This is a genomic window from Dyadobacter sp. CY323, from assembly GCF_021390245.1.
GTDB lineage: Bacteria > Bacteroidota > Bacteroidia > Cytophagales > Spirosomataceae > Dyadobacter.
In genome coordinates this window covers 416342-434706 of record NZ_JAJUXH010000001.1, presented here as the reverse complement: position 1 = coordinate 434706, position 18365 = coordinate 416342, and the positions used below count along the sequence as shown (strand labels likewise).

Genomic DNA, 18365 nt, shown 5'->3' with positions numbered 1-18365 from the left:
ATGCAAAGCAGCAAATACCGCCACACGCTACATGTAACTGTTTGGATGCAGGCAGCATTGCCAGTATTCGTAAATGACCCTGAACCTGTTTTTGAGCTCTGTAAAGCTGTTTTCCTTTTTAAAGAAACCCTGAATGGTGGACGAGTATGCAGTGTCAATAATGAGCGGATTGTCTGCGGTGGTCAGAAAAACGAAGGGAATGGATTTCCGTTTGAGGTAGTCATTTTTTTCAATGCGTTCGCGCAGTTCCAGTCCATTCATCACCGGCATATTAATATCACAAAGAATAACAAATGGCTGCTCTTTGGTTGTTTCGAGAAAAAGTAATGCTTCCAAACCATTTCCAAAAAACAAAAGCTTATTCGGAATATTCAGTTCCTCTACCACGCTCCTAATCAAAAATTGATCGTCGGCATCATCTTCAATGGAAATAATAGGCCCTTTTAGTGACATTAACTGACTTGTTGTTGAATACTGAACAAATATCGGATTAATTCACTCCAATACCAATCCGCGCCAACCGGCAGAAAATCCGTATCACGTATGTTTTATTCCTTTTTGCGTAGGCTCCCCCAGCCTTCGGCCGGCTAGCTTTGTGTCAAGTTTAAAGCCATGTTAACTAAAATAGAAATGAAAACAGTTACTTCAATGCTCACAAAAGTCAGGATCATCGCATTCATCGCATTATCCATCACACTATGGAATTGTACGGATCACGAAATGGAAACGACGCAATTTCAACTGGACGGCACGTCTGTCGCAGAATGGAAAGGTTATTTGAAAACGGGGTATTTCAATGAAGGTTCCATTGCCGTAAAAAGCGAAAGTCTGGTAATCCGGGATGGAAAGGTTCAGAGTGGTTCGTTCACGATCCCCGTTTCCTCGATTATCAATTTCAATCTGCCGACAGACGAAGTAAAACATCAGCTGGTGCACCACCTGCAAAGTCCCGATTTCTTTAATATGGTGCTCCATCCGAATGTAACATTCGAAATTTCATCCGTAGCCCCATTTTCAGGAACCGGCGAAAACGTGGTCCCAGGAGCGAATTATCAGGTGACCGGAATTCTGACGTTGTTAGGAAAATCAAATGTGATCATTTTCCCGGCAAAGATCGATGTCATCGGAGATTCGTTCAAACTGGACGGACTGGCACCATTCGACCGCACATTGTTTGGAATGAACTACGCTACCGAGCCCAATCTGCCGGATGACGCTGCTATCAAACCGGTGATCGATGTGCATTTGAAATTGTCGGGGAAGAGGAAGTGATTTGACTTGTCACCCTGACTTACTTACGTGTCACCCTGAGCGCAGTCGAAGGGGGCGTTATCCATCCGGAATAGCGCCCCTTCGACTGCGCTCAGGGTGACAAAGAAGTTACAAATTCATCCCTCCTGAAACCTCTATACGCTGCGCATTCACCCAACCCGCTTCCGGAGAACACAGGAATGCCACTACCCCGCCAATGTCGTCGGGCATTCCGACGCGGCCTAGTGCGGTAATTGAATTTATTTGTTCCTCCATTCCAGGCCGGTTGTCAAATGATGATTTTGTAAAATCGGTATGAATGATTCCTGGGGCAACTACATTCACTGTTATTCCTCTGCCACCCAACTCCTTCGCCATATACCGGCTCAGCACCTCAATACCGCCTTTCATAGCAGCATACGCGGCGTAACCCGGGGTTGTGAAACGCGCCAATCCCGTAGAAAGGTTGATGATCCGGCCCTGGTCGGCAATGTGGGGTAATGCTTTTTGAGTCAGGAAAAACACACCTTTGAAATGAATGTTCATCAGTTCGTCAAATGCATCCGCACTTGTTTCCGCGAAAGAGGCGTGAATGCCGACTCCCGCATTATTGATCAGAAAATCGAAGGTACTGCGGCCCCATTTGTCTTCCAGGCTGGTTGTTAATGTGGAGAAAAATGAGTCGAAGGATCTGACGTCCGAAGTGTCAAGTTGCAATGCGATCGCTTTCTGTCCCATTGCCTCAATTTCCGAAACGACTTCATTTGCTTCCTGTTCTTTGCTGCGGTAAATCACAATCACGTCAGTCCCTTTTCTGGCAAGTGTAAGTGCCATATTTTTGCCAAGACCTCGGCTCGATCCTGTAATTAATGCGATTTTGCTAGTTGCTTCCATCTTTTTTGTTTGTTTAAAATTGATGAAACAAAGGTATACGCTACTGTCCGACTACATTTGCCGGTTTCAAATGAAAACTTACGAAATTCAAATCTACACGCGAAATGCGCGCGGACTGAGCGACGTGTGCTTTTTGAAAAGGTTATTGAAATGAGATGGTTCGTCAAATCCAAGACTATATGCGATCTCGGATACATTCCAGTCCGTGTGTTTCAAAAGGATCTTGGATTCTTTGACAATCCGCTCGGTAATGAGTTCCGTGGTGGTTTTGCCAGTGATTTCCTTCAACACTTTATTGAGGTAGTTCACGTGGATAGACAGCTGATCGGCGTAATCTTTCGCAGACCGGAAATTCAGTTTCTGGTGCGGCGGCTCAATGGGGAATTGTCTTTCGAGCAGCTCGATGAAAAGCGAAGAAACACGCTTGTATGCGTTCGTTTCAGTAAAAAGCGAGGTCGCCGGCTGCAATTTTTGCCCGAAATGGATGAGTTCGATCACATAATTCCGGAGCAAATCATATTTATACGCATAATCGGAGTTGATCTCACGGAACATTTTATCAAATATGTGCCTGATATCGTCGATCTGCGCCGCATCCAGAAAGAAAATCGGTGTGCCGCCCGGTTTGAAAACGGGAAGTTCTTTGAGCTTGACGCCGCTGTTATCCTGGGTCAGAAAATCTTCGGAGAAAATACAGAACACGCCGGACTGATCAGAGTCCAGCGGTTCGTAATGATAGGGGATCTGCGGAGTCGCGAATAAAAGTGCATTGTGTTCAATATCAATCACCTTATCCGCATATTCCGCCCGGTTTTTACCTATTATCAGACTGATCTTATAATAAGCGCGCCGGTTATATGGCATTGTTTTCGGTTTACCATTTCGCAACAGTTCTTCCATTTTAAACAAATTAAAATGGCCGATCTCTTTCTGAACAGGCTCAGGAATAAGCTGAGAGATCTCTTTATAAAACTCCGGGACTGTGGTGATCTTCTGCATTCCGGAAAGTTACGAAATTCAATACAATACCAAATACCTGCTAGGTATATCGTACAAATGCTTCGTCTTCATAACACCATAACCAATTTTCGCCCGGCTCAGCCGAGATCACCACAGGATGACCCGTCTGATTAAAATGCTGGGTCATGTGTTTTGCTGGCGAAGTATCGCAGCATAACGTTGTGCCACAGGTCTGGCAGGTGCGCAAATGCACCCACCTTCCTCCTACTTTCGAGCATTCTTCACACACATACTCAACGGGCGTTTTCAATTCCGTTATTTCACTTATGTGTTTACAAACTTCATCCATTACACTTCACTTAAATATTGATGAACAAAACTGATTGACATGGAGCCTTCCCCCACTGCGGAAGTTACTCGGTTCATTGCGCCCGCGCGCACATCGCCTGCCGCAAAAATACCCGGTGAGCTGGTTTCCAGCAAATACGGGTCCCGGTCCACTTTCCAGATCTGCTTAAAATTGTTGTAGCCTTTCATATCGCGGCCGGTTTCGATAAAGCCTTTGCCGTTTTTAATGATTTCGAGTCCAACCCAATCCGTATACGGTTTTGCGCCGATAAAAATAAACAATGCATCCGCGGGTACCGTGCGTTCCTCGCTGGTATTGAGGTCCACTAGCCGGAGTGATTCCAAATGGTCGCTCCCCGAAGCCTCCAAAATTTCGGTACAGCCCAGGATCGTGATGTTATCGGTTCCTTTGATCTGGTCGATCAGGTAAGACGACATGGAAGAACTGAGGTCATTTTTACGGACGACTACATATACGTTTCTTGCAAATTTGGATAAATACATGGCGGCCTGCCCGGCAGAATTGCCTCCTCCGAGAACGTAAGCATCTTTGTTTCCGCAAGAAGAAGCCTCGGTACTGGCTGCGCCATAATAAATTCCTTTGCCCGTAAAATCGCTGATCCCTTTTGTTTCAAGCTTGCGGTAATCGACACCCGTCGTGATCACGACCGCTTTCGCATTGATCTCACTGTCGTCTCCTAGCACGATGGTTTTGTACTTGTCTTTGAGCTTGATCTCCTTCACGATTTGAGGCGAAACTACTTCGGTACCGAAACGCGTGGTCTGAGTGAGCGCGCGCCGGGTCAATTCTGCGCCGCTCAGCCCGGATGGAAAGCCGAGGTAATTCTCAATGCGGGAACTTGTACCAGCCTGTCCGCCAGGCGCTTTGCGCTCGATCAATAAAGTACTTAATCCTTCCGACGCGCCATAAACCGACGCGGCAAGTCCGGCTGGTCCGGCACCGATAATCACTACGTCGTAGATCTGCTGCTTGGTTTTGGCATTCAAACCGATCCTCGATGCGATATCAATCAGTGAAGGTGTTTTTAATAATGTCCCATCTTCAAAAATAACCACGGGAAAGTCGACCGGACACAAATTGTTGGTTGAAGAGATCTGCTTTCCAACCTCGCTCGATTCCACATCCAGCCAGGAATAGGGCATCAGGTTGCTTGCCAGAAAATCCTTGATTTCATGGGATTTGGGAGAAAATTGATACCCAATTATTTTAATACCTTTAAAATCCGGGCGATAATTAGCCTGCCAGTCGTGCAGAAGGTCGTCGATAGCCGGATACAATTTTTCCTCTGGCGGGTCCCAGGGTTTCATCAGGTAATAATCCAGCTTCACATCATTGATCGCCTTGATTGCGGCATCGGTGTCCGAATAAGCGGTGAGCAAGACCCGTTTTGCAAATGGGAAAAGCAGCATCGCTTTTTCCAAAAATTCGACACCCTGCATTTCGGGCATTCGCTGATCGGAAACGAAAATGGCGACTTCCTCACCTTTATTCTGAAGTTCGAGCAGACTTTCCAGCGCCTCGGCTACGGAAGTGGTGCTGAGTACCTTGTATTTATCTCGGTAATAAGATTTAAGATCGCGGCTGATCGCGCGCAAAACCTGGGGATCGTCGTCAATTGAAAATATAATGGGCAAACCCATAGAAGGAATGTGTTAAGAGTTTTAAATCAATTTAACCATTAATAGGGAAACAAACCAGAAATTCCGTTTTTCCCGGCTCAGTGTGGAGCGATACCGAGCCATTATGCTGTTTTACAATTCGCATAACTACATCGAGGCCAAGTCCGGTTCCTTTTCCGATTGCCTTCGTTGTAAAGAACGGGTCGAAGATTTTGGAACGGATCGCCTCCGGAATGCCCGGGCCATTGTCGCAAATAGAGACTTTCACAAAGTCCCGGTCGAGATAAGTACCAATCGTAAGTTCGGGGGAAGGCTGATTTTCAAGCGCATCAATCGCATTATCGATCAGGTTCGTCCAGACCTGGTTCAACTCGCCGACCATCGCTTTGATGTGAGGCAGGCTGAGGTCAAACTCTTCCTTTACCTTGATATTTCCTTTTTTCAGTTTATAATTGAGCATAGTGAGCGTGTTCCGGATGCCGTTGTGAATGTCGATCACTTCTTTTTCACCGCCTCTGTCCATGTGGGTAAAGGTTTTCACAGAACCGACCAGGTCCGCAATCCGTTTCGACGCTTCCTGAATGTCCGCCACCATGCGCTCGGTAGTGAGGCTGTTATTGATCCAGAGCAGGATCGGCGAAAAGTCATTTTTGTTGATCTTCGTTTTCAGGTCTTCGAGGTCATCTTCGGTTACGCCAAATTCCACCAGATTATCCGCAATGTCGTCGCAGCCATTCACATTGTGATCGTCAAGCCAGTCCAGGATTTCATCTTCCCGTTCCGACCTTTTCATCATTGTCAGCACCGGGCGATCGGTGTTGCTCAGGATACTGGCCATTTTATTGTTGATCAGATCTATTTCTTCGGGCGATAAGTGAATGGATATCAGCTTTTTGAAATCTTCGGGCTGCATTAATAAATGCTTTTTCAGCGAGTCCGAACCTCTCACAATGGCCGCTGCCGGATTGTTCAATTCATGCGCAAGCCCTGCTGATAGTTTCCCGAGCGCCATCATTTTCTCGTTCTGCTGTTCCAGTTCGGTAAACTCCCGGACGCGTGAAGTCATCACGATCACGAGTGCCTGGGTAAGCTCATAATGCGAAATGATGAGGTCGCGCATCTTTTCTTTCGGGAAAGTCATCAGCTGCGTAAGCTCGGTACATTGACCAAATGCCACGCCGATTTTACCCCGTGAAAAAGGAAGCATTCCTGTCACATATCCTGTATGGAATTCGGCGATTGAAAGCTTGGTATTGTTCTGGATCCGGTAAAGTTCGATTTTACCGCGGATGATTACGTGTGTGCCAGTGAGCGGGTCGCCCGGCTTTGACATGTATTCACCTTCCTGCAACTCGTAATGCGAACTTTGGTCGATCATCCATTGCAGCTGATCCTCAGGCACATCCTGAAAAACCTTGATCGCCTTCAAGTCTTTGGCACTGATATCTTTCATGAAAAGTAAAGGTTATCATTAACTCAAAACCCTAATTTCTCAAATTTTAGAGGATAATGGAGATTTTTCTGACCGAAGCTGAATAAGACGGGACTGAAGTGGCGGAAACAAACCGCAATAAACCTCAGGCTCATTGTTACAACGCCGATGGATAGATCCAAAGCTCACGGGGCTGGTTAAAGGTTAAGTTTGTTTTTGAACAATGTAATTAACGTAAAAACAAAAACTTCAACATGAAAAAACTGGTCCTACTTCTCACACTTACTGCGTTTCAGCAAGGTCTTTTCGCCCAGGGCGTGGGGATTAACACGACATCCCCTGATCCCAGCGCAGCACTGGACATTCAAAGTACGAATAAAGGGATTCTGATCCCGAAAGTCGAATTAAAGGATCTCACGGATAAAACGACGATTGCGAATCCGGCGAACGCATTAATGGTTTTCAACACCAACGCTGCTCTCAAATATGGGATCGGATATTACTACAATGGAGGAACAGCAGCCTCACCGGACTGGAAAGCGGTATCTGATATTCCAATGCCGTATAACTATGGTGGAAGCAGTACAAAACCCTTATTTCAAATCGACAATTACAATAATACAAACGTAGGCCTAATTGCGATAAAAGGTTACGGTGCCGGTAACAATACTGGAGTTTATGCTAAAAGTGATAGCCGTTTTGCACTGGAGGCTGATGGAAGAATTAAGATTTTCGGTAATGGACAAAATCCTGGCCAAGGTAAGGTATTGACAAGTAATGGGTCTGGCGAGGCTACTTGGCAAGGCGCAGTTGGATTTAGTGCTACTGGTGTACAGGGCGGCGGCCCTGAGAGTGTTCCTAGCAACACTCATTATACAGTTCCGTTTAGTTCCGTCAGATATAATTTAGACGGAAATTACAGCTTGGCGAATAGTAAATTTACAGCATCAGTAGATGGAATTTATCATTTTGACTCCCAATTAACATTATCAACGGGTGCATATAACGCCGAACTAAATCTCGTAAAGGAACGAAATGGAGAATTAACTTCTTTGGCCAGAAATTTGAATCGTAAGGAGGGATTCACAACCAGCCTTACTTTTTCTTGTGAAGTAGAATTACAGCAAGGAGATTTGATATATCTTACGATCAGACACGATTACAGCGGTTCGATTTTATTAGGCCAGCCTACCAATGAATCCTTTTTTAATGGACGGTTAGTAATTAAGTTATAGTCGGCAATATCAAGCCGCAGTCCCCGTCACCACCCGACTATAAATCTTATACTCCGGGATCACATTACCTTCTGATTCCAAACTAATTTCAACCCAATCCCGATTCATTTGATGTATGAATGCGCCGTTGCAGGATGGATATAGCGCTTTTAAAATGTCGAGTGAGTCGGGGTCGAGGTTGATTTCTTCGTGGCCCAGATCGCTTGCAAGATAATGTCCCCGGCACAAGCCAGCAGAGGTTTCGAATTCTATTTTGATTAAACTGCCGGAAATCTCCGGCTGCATTACTTCTACTACAATTTCTTCACGGAGATCTTCCGCAGTCCCCAAAGTTTCTTCCTGATCTCCCAGGATATCGATGACGGTCATTTTTATATGGGTTAAGTTTGACGTAAGCGATTAGCTGTTAGCTGTTAGCTGTTAGCTTTTTTGGCCTTTTTAGCTTTAAGCTATTTGATCCACCTATTTTGTGAAAATTAGGATAAAAACCGTTCCCGATCAGTGTTAAATGGGTTGTGATTAAAGCGGTATGATTATTTTATCTGCTCTGTTTTTATGAAAAACAATGGCAAACGGAAAAATCCATATCGGCACTTCTGGGTGGAGTTATAAGCATTGGAGGGATATTTTTTATCCAGCCGAGGTGAAGCCTGCAGACTATCTCAGCTACTATGCCGATCGATTCAAAGTTTCCGAACTAAATACCAGCTTCTACCGGCTCCCGCTGAAAAGTACCGTTACAAAATGGATCACCATGGTTCCGGAAGGCTTTTTGTTCTGCCCCAAAATGAGCAGGTACCTCAGCCATTTGAAAAAACTGCACGATCCCGAGGAACCGCTGCAACGCTTTTTTGACATTTTCGACCCGATAGAAAAACATCTGGGGCCGATCCTGGTCCAGTTACCGGCAAGTCTTCGGTTTAATCCGGAAATTATTGAGCATCTGTACCAGGTTTTTAGCGAAAAATATGCTTCGTACCGCTTCGCCATGGAGGTAAGACATGATTCCTGGTTTTCCGAAGAAAGCCTAAGTCTGATGAAAAAACACAAGGTCACACTCGTTTTCGCGCAATCCGAGCGATTTCCGTATCTGGAAGAGGTGACTGCCAAAGATATCTTTTTTCGTTTCCACGGCCCCACAGATCTTTACAGCTCTTCCTACCCGGATAGCGCCCTCGAAGAATATGCCCGGAAATTCTTCGATTGGAGTAACGAGGGACACACAATATGGGCATTTTTTAACAACGATGTAAATGGCCACGCTTTCCGCAACGCAGCAAAATTGCAGGAATACATAGACAAGTTGGCCTGAAAAAACTCATTTCAACAAACTAAATCCCAAAACCCATGAGCCTCAGTAAATACAACGAAAAACGAAAATTTGATAATACCCCTGAACCCGAAGGCGGAGAAGCAAAATCGGACGCTTTAATCTTCGTCATTCAAAAACACGACGCAAGCCGGCTGCATTACGACTTCCGCCTGGAAATGGATGGGGTGCTTAAAAGCTGGGCGGTACCAAAAGGCCCGTCTACCGATCCGTCCGTGAAACGGCTGGCGATGATGGTGGAAGATCACCCATACGATTACAAGGATTTCGAAGGCATTATTCCAGAAGGCAATTATGGTGCCGGAACGGTAATGGTTTGGGATTATGGAACTTACGAGCCTCTTGAAAAAGCGGATTCTAAAGAAGACATGGAAAAAATGCTGCTGAAAGAGCTGAAATCCGGCTCGATAAAAATCAGGTTGCATGGAAAAAAGCTTCATGGTGAATTTGCATTGGTGAAAACCCATATGGAGGAAAATTCGTGGCTGCTGATTAAGCATCGCGACAAATACGCAGACGAATCGGACATTACGGAGAAAGACCGGTCGGTTATTTCCAAAAAAACACTGAGTGGCATCGAGAAGAATCCCGAAAACATCTACGGCAAGAAAACCATTGAGCCGGGAACCACGGAAAAGGATAAAAAGGGAAGTAAGCAGCCAAAGAGTACTGCGAAAGCGAATGAAGTTTTAGAAGAAGAAGCGGAACAGAAAACCGAAGGAGACACTAAAAAAAAAACGGCGGACATCTTAAAAAAAGCAAAAAAGAGTAAGTTTCCAGAAACGCTCGTGCCGATGCTGGCAACGCTGGTCAATGAGCCTTTCGACGATCCTGGGTGGGAATATGAAGTTAAATGGGACGGTTACCGGGCGGTTGCTTACATGAATAAGGGTGAAGTTGAGATTAAATCAAGAAACAAAAAATCCTTTAATGACAAGTTCTATCCGGTCTTTCAGGATTTGTCTAAATGGGAAATAAATGCAGTTTTTGACGGCGAAATCGTAGTGATCAACGACAAGGGACATTCCGATTTTAATGCATTGCAGAATTGGCGCAGCGAGGCAGACGGACAACTCGTTTACTACGTTTTCGATATTTTGTGGTTTGACGGAAAGGACCTCACCGAACTTCCGTTGAGTGAACGAAAAGCCATTTTGCAAAGCGTGGTGACCGAGGAAAGTCCTGTGAAACTCGGATATAGCATTGCGGCCGAAGGCTCTGCGTTTTTCGACGCTGCACGCGATATGGGTCTTGAAGGTATTATTGCTAAGAAATCCGACAGTATTTATTCTCCGGGAATACGGTCGAAGGATTGGCTTAAAATAAAAATAAATAAACGGCAGGAAGTAATCGTTGTCGGTTACACCCAAAATGCCGGTTCTTCAAAACTTTTCAGCGCACTTCTGTTGGGAGCATACGATCACGGTGTGCTTCAATATGTTGGTAAAGTGGGTACAGGTTTTAAGGACAAGCAACAAAAAGAAATGCTCGCCCAGTTTAAGCCGTTCATTACCGAAAAAAGTCCGTTTGAAGAAGTGCCGGATTATAATAAACCGTCAAGGTTCCGGCCAAATCCGCCGAAAGCAAATGCGACCTGGCTGAAACCGGAACTGGTTTGTGAAGTGAGTTTTGCGGAGATCACTTCGGATGGGGTTTTTCGCCATCCGTCTTTTGAGGGAATGCGCGAGGATAAGGCTGCAAGAGATGTAGTCCGCGAAGTGGCGGCTTCTACGGAGGAGGTTATTGAGGAAACCGCGGAGGTGGTGGAAGATGTGGAAAATAGCGCAGTGAAGAAAAATGAAGTCATTAAGAAACCTTCAAAAACGAAACGCAAAACACTTCTCAACCCAAAAGAAGAAACGCAGGCGAGGAAACTGAATGGACAGGAAGTCAAATTTTCAAACCTTAGCAAAGTATATTGGCCCGACGAAAAAATCACGAAAAGGGATTTAGTCAATTACTACTATCAGGTTGCTCCATTTATGCTGCCGTACCTGGTAAAGCGGCCACTGTCGCTGAACCGTTTCCCAAATGGAATTAATGGGAAAAGCTTTTATCAAAAAGACGTTACCGGAAAAGTGCCTTCATGGATCGATACGTTCCCATATACCTCAAACGACGAGGAACAAGAAAAAAACTTCATGGTTTGCAATGATGAAGCCGGTTTGCTTTATATGGCAAACCTCGGCTGCATTGACGTAAATCCTTGGAATAGCACCACCGAAAACCCGGACAATCCCGACTGGTGCCTCCTCGATCTAGACCCCGATACAAGCAACACATTTGAGCAGGTAATCACCACCGCACAGGCGATCAAGCAGTTGCTGGATTCCATTCAGGTGGAAAGTCATTGCAAAACTTCCGGTTCTACCGGCTTGCATATTTACATCCCGCTCGGGGCGAAATACAGTTATGACCAGTGCCAGATGTTTGCGCAATGGGTTGCCAGTCAGGTACAACAGGAGCTTCCGAAGTTTACCAGCATTGAGCGGATGACGAAAAACCGGAAAGGGAAATTATACATCGATTATCTGCAAAACCGGCCAAAAGCGACGCTCGCAGCACCTTATTCGGTGAGACCAAAGCCAGGAGCGACGGTTTCGATGCCTTTGTATTGGGAAGAAGTCAAAGAAGGGTTGCAGCTGAGGGATTTCACTATCCACAATGCAATCGACCGGATTCAAGAGACGGGAGATCTGTTCAAGCCCGTGCTCGGAAAAGGAATTGACCTTGAAAAGGTAATTGCAAAAATCGATGGGATGCAGCAAGAACCTGCATGAAACCGCAGAATAACTGAATTCCACCATTAAATCACGCACTTTGTAAATACTGCTGAATAGTATTTGGTTTGTACCGGCTTAATGAAGCAGGTCAGCACACACTATACATTTTGACCTATACACACACTTACTTTTATTCCGGCTCCCCCAATTACCAATTTCCTTTTTATCTTTGAAAGCGCTCGTCTTTCAGTTCACTGATAAAACAGATTAAGCCTACATCGATTCCAATTACAACTTTTAATGCCGACATCTCAAAAAATGTTTGCTGGTATTCTGTGGCTCACTTTAATCGCAGTAATTACCTTCTTCTGGTTCTCAGTCTTTCGTTTCTCTTATAACTTCCCATACTACGACGATTTCGAAAATATCGTCAAATTCATTCACGATTACAGTCAGACGGCGAACATCCGGGCTAAGCTGGCTTTGCTATTTGAGCAGAATTTTGAGCACCGGGTTATCTTTTCCAAGTCTGTGACCTTATTACAATACTTCACGACCGGCCAGGTAAATATCAAATGGCTTATCATTCTGGGAGACCTGAGTTTGATTGGTATATTATGTTTTTTCATTCAATATCATTTCAAAAAGCAGTTATCGTTGCCTGCATTGCTCACTGTTACCTGTCTGCTTTTTCAGGTTCAACATTATGAAGACTCCATTTCCTGGGCCACTTGCGCATTGCAACACGCGCCGTGCATATTCTTTTCGCTCTGGAGCTTTTATCTCGCATTGAACCGCCGTAATCTGTATTTGAGTGGTAGCCTGGCACTTCTGGCACTTTTCACAAGTGCAAATGGATTGTCCAGCATTGCAATCTGGCTCATTATCGTCTTAGTCAATACTGCGGATCGCAGGAAAGTAGCATTACCTGCATTGCTGCTCACGGTCGTTACGCTGGTTCATATACTTACCCTGACCATTTACTCAGGTTCCGTTTTAAAGCACGCCACCAGCGACATCGGTCCAAAGTTCATATTCTTTTTATCGTTTGCCGGACAAATCGCGGATCCTAACATGATTGGCTCCATGTATCCGAGTGTCTTTCTGGGGGCATTATTTACGCTGCCGATTGTGATTGCAGGCATTGCAATTCTAACTAAAAAAACCAGGTCCATTACTTCTGTACAATGGTTTTGCGCCGCCGGTATCCTTACCTTAATGTTCGTGGATTTCCTGATTGTATTTGCCCGCGGGACCGACGCTGATGCTTATGGCTATCGAATGGACCGGTATAAAATTTACGCTGCTTTTTTTGCTGCACTGTCTATCGGTTTTTATGATGGATACTTGAACTCGCTCAAATACAGCATGCTGCCTCGCCTGGGCATTGCCGCATCGGCATTTGTATTCTGTTTGTGCTCATATTACATATATTATGGAAGCATGGTCAGCTACCAGAAAACGATCGAGGCGAATCATTATAATTTTTTGTGGAGCAAAACCATTTATTACCCGGCAATTTATTGGGATGGAGCAACCGGTGAATATATGCCTGATGCGAGCAGCACATATTTAAAGAATGCGGTTAATGCGCAAGATTTAAATCCGGCTGGCATGGAATGGGACAATCTATCCGATTCAGTAAAGGTGACGGCTTCGGAGAATAGCTCCTATATTTCACTCTCCAATGCAGACTGGCAGTCACAATACGCCCCGGAAAAGTTGTACGCGATTGCGATTGAGTCGGGCTCGCGGCAGCCACGGTATCTTTTTTCAGTGGAAAGCGAGTATCAGCGTGCGGTTAAAATATTTGTTACGACGCTTAACAAGCCACTTTCTCCGGGATTCAACTGCCGTATTTATAAAACAAAATTGAAACCCGGCAACTACGATATTTATCTTTTGCCCATAAAAAAAGGCCGGATAATCCGGCCTTATAAACTTCGAAGAATTACTGTTTAGATCAGGTTTTCTGCCATTTGCAAAAATATCACCCGTTTATAATACCCGGGATCGTACTTCACAAGTACCTGGCTTCCCTGCCTCATTGAATCGTATTTAGAATAAGATAATACCTCAGTCATTTCGGCTTCAAAATGCTCACCAGCTTCGGGTTTGATCTGAACTTTCACCTGAAACTCGGGAAGATTATTTAAATATTCCCCGGTTGGTTTGATGTTTAGAACAGTGGCACTGGCTTCAACGCCTTCTTCCAGAATTCTTTTCTTACGTTTCTCTTTTACCGTTTTTCTGATAGTTGAGAAAACCCAAAACGTAATCATGCAAATGAGGATGATTGTGACTCCGAGCGCTCTGTTATTGCTTTCCACGGTGCTGTTGTGTTTAATGTGCTCTCAAAATAAGGCAACTCAATTAGTTAAAGTGACACATCAGTTATCAAACGGTTTATAATCTTAGTGAGTGGAAATTCGGTATCCATTCCAGGCGCGATTTTTTACATTGATCGACTCAAAATAAAAGGAAGCATATGATCGAGCAGGCAAGCACTGAAACACTTTCTGAAAACAGAACTCTCTGGTGGCAGCACGGGGTGGTTTACCAAATATATCCCAGATCTTTTCAGGACTCTAATGGCGACGGAATCGGAGATCTAAAAGGCATTATCAGCAGGTTGGATTACCTGCAATGGCTCGGAATCGATTGTGTATGGCTTTCGCCCGTATATCCTTCTCCCATGGCGGATTTTGGTTATGATATTTCTGACTACCAGGGTATTCACCCATTGTTCGGAAATATGGATGATTTTGATGAACTGCTGTCGGAAGTACATAGCCGTGGAATGAAATTGCTTCTCGACCTGGTACCCAATCATACGTCCGACCAGCATCCGTGGTTTCTCGAGAGCCGGTCGTCTCGCAGTAACCCGAAACGTGACTGGTATATCTGGCAGGACGCCCGTGAAGACGGGACTTTGCCAAACAACTGGTTGAGTGTTTTTGGGGGTAATGCATGGGAATGGGACGAAATCACCGGGCAATATTACTACCATGCCTTCCTGAAAGAACAGCCGGACCTCAACTGGCGGAATCCGGAAGTACAGCAGGCAATGCTGGATGTGATGCGGTTTTGGCTGGATAAAGGTATAGATGGGTTCCGGGTGGATGTCATGTGGCATATGATCAAAGACTTACAGCTCCGCGATAATCCCCCGTCGCCGGACTCAAAATTCAATCCCGAGGATTTGATCTACGACCATTATATACCTGTTTATTCGACCGATCAACCTGAGGTTCACGACATTGTACGGATGATGAGGGATCTGACGGATGAATATGACGAACGTGTGCTGATTGGTGAAATTTATCTGCCGATCGAAAAACTGGTCACCTACTACGGTCAAGACAATCGGGGCGCACATCTGCCTTTTAACTTTCAATTGTTGACCCTGCCATGGCAGTCGCAGCAGATAGCGTTGGCGATTGATCAATACGAAGCCGCATTGCCGGCGCAGGGCTGGCCCAATTGGGTGTTGGGAAACCACGATAAGCCTCGCATTGCGAGCCGGATCGGAAAATCTCAGGCAAAAGTGGCTGCGATGATGCTTTTAACATTACGGGGAACGCCTACCATTTATTACGGGGATGAAATCGGCATGCGCGATGTGCCTATTCCAATGAATGAAATTGTTGATCCGCAAGGCCTTAATATGCCGGAACTTAATGTGAGCCGGGACCCGTCACGGACACCCATGCAATGGAGCAGTGAGATCAACGGAGGATTTTCACAGTACAAACCATGGCTTCGGCTACCTTATAACTCAGGGCGTGTGAATGTAGAAGTTCAAAAGCAGGATCCGCATTCAATGCTTCGTTTTTATACTAAGTTAATCGCATTAAGAAAGGAACATGCTGCATTGAATATCGGCACGTATACCCCGGAATATTCGGACGAGCAGCTGATCTCATATGTGAGAGAACATAGCGACAGCAAGTTTCTGGTCATCCTGAATCTCAGTCACAGACCGGGTTATTTCAGGCCGCGGAACGGAAATTATAAGGGTACCGTGGTTTTGAGTACCGAGTCGGAGCGAAATGGAATGCAGGTTGAAGACATCATCGCACTCGGCGGCGACGAAGCTCTTTTGATTAAATTAAGTTGACTAATCTCTCAGTTTTAATACATACTTATTATGCCTTCACAACTAGTTATTTCTTGTAGCCACGCATTGGCTGAGCGCAGCCTGACCGTAGCCTTCGTAGAAAGTGCGACAGCCGGCAGGATTTCCGCTGAATTTTCATTGTGTGAGGATTCAGGGAAAGTGCTGAAAGGTGGCCTCGTATGCTACGATGCCTCATTGAAAGAAAGTATCCTGCGGGTGCCGCGGGAAATGCTGGAGCGTTTTACGCCCGAAAGCGCGGAGGTTACTCAGGAACTCGCCGACAGGCTTCAGACATTCATCCCAGCCGATGTCCATATTGCATTGACCGGACTTACCACTCCCGGCGGAAGCGAAACCGAAGAAAAGCCGGTAGGAACAATATTTATCCATGCGTTTTTGAAAGGGAAATCAGTGCCCGTGCGGGAGGTGTTTACGGGGTCTGCGGAAGAAATCGTGTTAAAATCCGTAGACCGGGCGGCTCAACTGATCCTGGACGAAATTCCCTTCGGAAGGCTCATTCAGGAGGAGAGCTCCATTAACGAATGAACGTGTCTTTTCGATTTATCTTTTTCAATCAACAAACAAATTAACTAATTATGAAAAGTCTCAAAATCACCGCAAGCATCCTGGCTTTGTCGATCGGCCTGTCACTGGCGTCGTGCGGAACAGAAAAAAATGATATGGAGGGCAGTGCAGGTTCTGGAAGCGAATCTCAAACTACCCCAAATGACAGCAGCAGCGCGTCAAGCAGAACTGCAGACGGAATAGGTGAAGACAATCAGAACGATAGCCTTGGTTATCCTCCGAACCAGTCAAACCTGAATGCCGATTCAACGCGCCAGAAGCATGATAACTAGCCCAAAACGGGTTTTTGGCATATGAAAAAGGCGACCGTTTGGTCGCCTTTTTGCTTGTTGATGAAGTTGTATTTCTAATGTTGCGTATTCCAGACATCACGGAGACGCTTACATGACTATCTCATGATTGATTGTGCATGAACAATGGAAAATATTGTTCCATACCGTAAAACGCAATGCAATGAATGCGATGCCAAATTCTTGGGGAGGTTTTTGCGCCGTATAGTCGGTGCAGTACTAAACTTGAATGGGCTAACCGGTGCTCAGTTTTTTCCTTACTTTACTCAGGAATTCAGGAGAAAAGCCCAGATATGACGCGATGTAATGTTGAGCTACCCGCTGTGGAATGGTGGGATAACGGTTGAGAAAGTCCAGGTATTTTTCCACGGCTGTCGTGGAAATAGTCCGAAAAAGTCGCTCCTGCGTATGTGCCAGGTTTCTCTGGACCATGAGACGAAACATTCTTTCAAATCCCGGAACATTTGCCAATAATTGCTCTTTGCTCTCCGGGGTGAGCATGAGGAGCTCACAATCTTCAAGCGTTTCAATGTACAAATGGCTGGGCTTCTGATCCTGAAAACTGATGATATCGCTCACCCACCAGTCTTCAATCGCAAATTGCATGGTTACTTCGGCGCCGGTCCCGTCAATGAAGTAGGTGCGTATGCATCCTTTCAGGATATATGCCTCAAATTTGCATATTTCTCCTTCCAGAAGCAGAAACGTCTTTTTGGGTATTTTTTTAAATTGAAGAATTGAATTAAAAAAAGAGAGGTCGTCGGGCGCAAAATACATGCAGCGCAATGCATAATCGTTGATTTTTTCAAACATACTACCTGTCGGGTCAAATTAAGGAGCGTGGTCGCGGGATAAAATTATCCATTTTCACAATCCAGCCCGACAGAGTTACAAAGAAAAGTCTGGCCCCGTACGAGGCCAGACTTCATTTTATTTTAATATGTGGCTATTTGCCAGCTTGATTTCCTCCGACGAAATGGTATGCTGCCGGCCGGGATAAATGGCATACGTGACAAAGGCATTCATTCTTTCCAGCGTCGCAATGCTTTCTTTTACCCGTGAAACCGGAACATGTGGATCGGGGTCGCCCGTCGAGATAAACACTGGAGTACCATTGAAATCACCATCGTAATTTTTAAGGTCGGGCTCCTGCCCTATCAGTCCGCCCGTAAATGCGATGACTCCGCCATACCGTTTCGCATTTCGGGTTGTGTATTCCAAAGTGAGACAGGCTCCTTGTGAAAACCCGGCGAAATAAATATCCTTTGCATGAATTCCGGCGTATTCTATATCCGCAACAACCTGACCGATGAGGTCCAACGCAGAATCGAGCGCGGGTTGATTTTCCTGAACGGGAGCCATAAAACTGTAAGGATACCAGCTATTATTCGTGGCCTGCGGCGCAACGATCGCCATACCTCTCAGATTCAAAACCCGCTGCAATGAAACAATATCATCGGCAGAGCCTCCGCGGCCATGAAGCATCACAATTGCCTTTTTGGCTTCGGCAACCGGCGTCCCGCCGGTTATAACCTTTTTGCTATGTACATACATTG

General features: G+C 45.4%; 18 protein-coding genes. 8 read left to right on the top strand and 10 right to left on the bottom strand.

Annotated elements, in window-relative coordinates:
• Positions 1–27 precede the first annotated feature (27 nt).
• Positions 28–453, bottom strand: a complete 426-nt coding sequence (locus LZG72_RS01910; RefSeq protein ID WP_233866851.1) for a response regulator — start codon at positions 451–453, stop codon at positions 28–30.
• Between the two features lie 177 nt (positions 454–630).
• Here LZG72_RS01910 and LZG72_RS01905 point away from each other — a divergent pair, with 177 nt between their 5' ends.
• Positions 631–1272 carry a YceI family protein gene (locus LZG72_RS01905; protein ID WP_233866848.1) on the top strand — a complete coding sequence of 214 codons (642 nt, stop codon included), beginning with the start codon at positions 631–633 and terminating at the stop codon, positions 1270–1272.
• A gap of 108 nt (positions 1273–1380) precedes the next feature.
• Here LZG72_RS01905 and LZG72_RS01900 read toward each other — a convergent pair whose 3' ends face one another.
• The 5 genes from LZG72_RS01900 to LZG72_RS01880 form a co-directional block, all read right to left on the bottom strand.
• Positions 1381–2145 (bottom strand): SDR family NAD(P)-dependent oxidoreductase, encoded by a 765-nt coding sequence (locus tag LZG72_RS01900; RefSeq protein WP_233866846.1) that lies wholly within the window; start codon positions 2143–2145, stop codon positions 1381–1383.
• Positions 2146–2238: 93 nt separating this feature from the next.
• Positions 2239–3144 carry an AraC family transcriptional regulator gene (locus tag LZG72_RS01895; RefSeq protein WP_233866843.1) on the bottom strand — a complete coding sequence of 302 codons (906 nt, stop codon included), beginning with the start codon at positions 3142–3144 and terminating at the stop codon, positions 2239–2241.
• Positions 3145–3184: 40 nt separating this feature from the next.
• Complete coding sequence (locus LZG72_RS01890) at positions 3185–3454, bottom strand: UBP-type zinc finger domain-containing protein (protein WP_233866840.1); 270 nt, start codon at positions 3452–3454, stop codon at positions 3185–3187.
• Positions 3454–5115, bottom strand: coding sequence for a response regulator (locus tag LZG72_RS01885; RefSeq protein WP_233866837.1), 1662 nt, complete (start codon positions 5113–5115; stop codon positions 3454–3456). Before LZG72_RS01885 ends, LZG72_RS01890 begins: the two co-directional genes overlap by 1 nt.
• 31 nt (positions 5116–5146) lie before the next feature.
• Positions 5147–6547, bottom strand: a complete 1401-nt coding sequence (locus LZG72_RS01880) for an ATP-binding protein (RefSeq protein WP_233866834.1) — start codon at positions 6545–6547, stop codon at positions 5147–5149.
• Positions 6548–6780: 233 nt separating this feature from the next.
• On the opposite strand from LZG72_RS01880, the gene LZG72_RS01875 reads away from it, so the two are divergent.
• Positions 6781–7761: a complement C1q domain-containing protein gene (locus LZG72_RS01875; RefSeq protein ID WP_233866831.1), complete on the top strand. Its 981-nt coding sequence runs from the start codon at positions 6781–6783 to the stop codon at positions 7759–7761.
• A gap of 9 nt (positions 7762–7770) precedes the next feature.
• Here LZG72_RS01875 and LZG72_RS01870 read toward each other — a convergent pair whose 3' ends face one another.
• Complete coding sequence (locus LZG72_RS01870) at positions 7771–8130, bottom strand: hypothetical protein (RefSeq protein WP_233866829.1); 360 nt, start codon at positions 8128–8130, stop codon at positions 7771–7773.
• Between the two features lie 196 nt (positions 8131–8326).
• Here LZG72_RS01870 and LZG72_RS01865 point away from each other — a divergent pair, with 196 nt between their 5' ends.
• From LZG72_RS01865 to LZG72_RS01855, 3 genes are all read left to right on the top strand, one after another.
• The gene (locus LZG72_RS01865) at positions 8327–9073 is read left to right on the top strand and encodes a DUF72 domain-containing protein (protein WP_233866827.1); all 747 of its coding nucleotides are present in this window, start codon (positions 8327–8329) and stop codon (positions 9071–9073) included.
• Between the two features lie 35 nt (positions 9074–9108).
• Positions 9109–11871, top strand: coding sequence for a DNA ligase D (gene ligD, locus LZG72_RS01860; protein ID WP_233866824.1), 2763 nt, complete (start codon positions 9109–9111; stop codon positions 11869–11871).
• Between the two features lie 261 nt (positions 11872–12132).
• A complete protein-coding gene (locus tag LZG72_RS01855; protein WP_233866821.1) occupies positions 12133–13776 on the top strand; it encodes a hypothetical protein in 1644 nt (547 codons plus the stop codon).
• Here LZG72_RS01855 and LZG72_RS01850 read toward each other — a convergent pair.
• On the bottom strand, positions 13773–14144 hold the full coding sequence (locus LZG72_RS01850; protein WP_233866818.1) for a DUF3592 domain-containing protein: 372 nt from the start codon (positions 14142–14144) through the stop codon (positions 13773–13775). The genes LZG72_RS01855 and LZG72_RS01850 overlap by 4 nt on opposite strands.
• A 158-nt stretch (positions 14145–14302) precedes the next feature.
• On the opposite strand from LZG72_RS01850, the gene LZG72_RS01845 reads away from it, so the two are divergent.
• The 3 genes from LZG72_RS01845 to LZG72_RS01835 are packed head-to-tail and all read left to right on the top strand — an operon-like array spanning position 14303 to position 16791.
• The gene (locus LZG72_RS01845; protein ID WP_233866815.1) at positions 14303–15934 is read left to right on the top strand and encodes an alpha-amylase family glycosyl hydrolase; all 1632 of its coding nucleotides are present in this window, start codon (positions 14303–14305) and stop codon (positions 15932–15934) included.
• 30 nt (positions 15935–15964) lie between these two features.
• The gene (locus LZG72_RS01840) at positions 15965–16480 is read left to right on the top strand and encodes a CinA family protein (RefSeq protein ID WP_233866812.1); all 516 of its coding nucleotides are present in this window, start codon (positions 15965–15967) and stop codon (positions 16478–16480) included.
• A 50-nt stretch (positions 16481–16530) separates the two neighbouring features.
• Entirely contained in the window at positions 16531–16791 is a 261-nt protein-coding gene (locus LZG72_RS01835; RefSeq protein WP_233866810.1) for a hypothetical protein, read from the top strand.
• A gap of 252 nt (positions 16792–17043) precedes the next feature.
• Here the strand turns inward: LZG72_RS01835 and LZG72_RS01830 are convergent, their stop codons facing one another.
• Both LZG72_RS01830 and LZG72_RS01825 read right to left on the bottom strand, forming a co-directional pair.
• Positions 17044–17622, bottom strand: coding sequence for a Crp/Fnr family transcriptional regulator (locus LZG72_RS01830; RefSeq protein WP_233866808.1), 579 nt, complete (start codon positions 17620–17622; stop codon positions 17044–17046).
• A 117-nt stretch (positions 17623–17739) separates the two neighbouring features.
• Positions 17740–18363, bottom strand: a complete 624-nt coding sequence (locus LZG72_RS01825) for an alpha/beta hydrolase (protein WP_233866806.1) — start codon at positions 18361–18363, stop codon at positions 17740–17742.
• Between the last annotated feature and the right edge of the window lie 2 nt (positions 18364–18365).

Coding starts and splice junctions, on each gene's coding strand:
- LZG72_RS01910 (WP_233866851.1), bottom strand. CDS start 453: ATGTCACTAAAAGGGCCTATTATTTCCATTGAAGATGATGCCGACGAT.
- LZG72_RS01905 (WP_233866848.1), top strand. CDS start 631: ATGAAAACAGTTACTTCAATGCTCACAAAAGTCAGGATCATCGCATTC.
- LZG72_RS01900 (WP_233866846.1), bottom strand. CDS start 2,145: ATGGAAGCAACTAGCAAAATCGCATTAATTACAGGATCGAGCCGAGGT.
- LZG72_RS01895 (WP_233866843.1), bottom strand. CDS start 3,144: ATGCAGAAGATCACCACAGTCCCGGAGTTTTATAAAGAGATCTCTCAG.
- LZG72_RS01890 (WP_233866840.1), bottom strand. CDS start 3,454: ATGGATGAAGTTTGTAAACACATAAGTGAAATAACGGAATTGAAAACG.
- LZG72_RS01885 (WP_233866837.1), bottom strand. CDS start 5,115: ATGGGTTTGCCCATTATATTTTCAATTGACGACGATCCCCAGGTTTTG.
- LZG72_RS01880 (WP_233866834.1), bottom strand. CDS start 6,547: ATGAAAGATATCAGTGCCAAAGACTTGAAGGCGATCAAGGTTTTTCAG.
- LZG72_RS01875 (WP_233866831.1), top strand. CDS start 6,781: ATGAAAAAACTGGTCCTACTTCTCACACTTACTGCGTTTCAGCAAGGT.
- LZG72_RS01870 (WP_233866829.1), bottom strand. CDS start 8,130: ATGACCGTCATCGATATCCTGGGAGATCAGGAAGAAACTTTGGGGACT.
- LZG72_RS01865 (WP_233866827.1), top strand. CDS start 8,327: ATGGCAAACGGAAAAATCCATATCGGCACTTCTGGGTGGAGTTATAAG.
- ligD (WP_233866824.1), top strand. CDS start 9,109: ATGAGCCTCAGTAAATACAACGAAAAACGAAAATTTGATAATACCCCT.
- LZG72_RS01855 (WP_233866821.1), top strand. CDS start 12,133: ATGTTTGCTGGTATTCTGTGGCTCACTTTAATCGCAGTAATTACCTTC.
- LZG72_RS01845 (WP_233866815.1), top strand. CDS start 14,303: ATGATCGAGCAGGCAAGCACTGAAACACTTTCTGAAAACAGAACTCTC.
- LZG72_RS01840 (WP_233866812.1), top strand. CDS start 15,965: ATGCCTTCACAACTAGTTATTTCTTGTAGCCACGCATTGGCTGAGCGC.
- LZG72_RS01835 (WP_233866810.1), top strand. CDS start 16,531: ATGAAAAGTCTCAAAATCACCGCAAGCATCCTGGCTTTGTCGATCGGC.
- LZG72_RS01830 (WP_233866808.1), bottom strand. CDS start 17,622: ATGTTTGAAAAAATCAACGATTATGCATTGCGCTGCATGTATTTTGCG.
- LZG72_RS01825 (WP_233866806.1), bottom strand. CDS start 18,363: ATGTATGTACATAGCAAAAAGGTTATAACCGGCGGGACGCCGGTTGCC.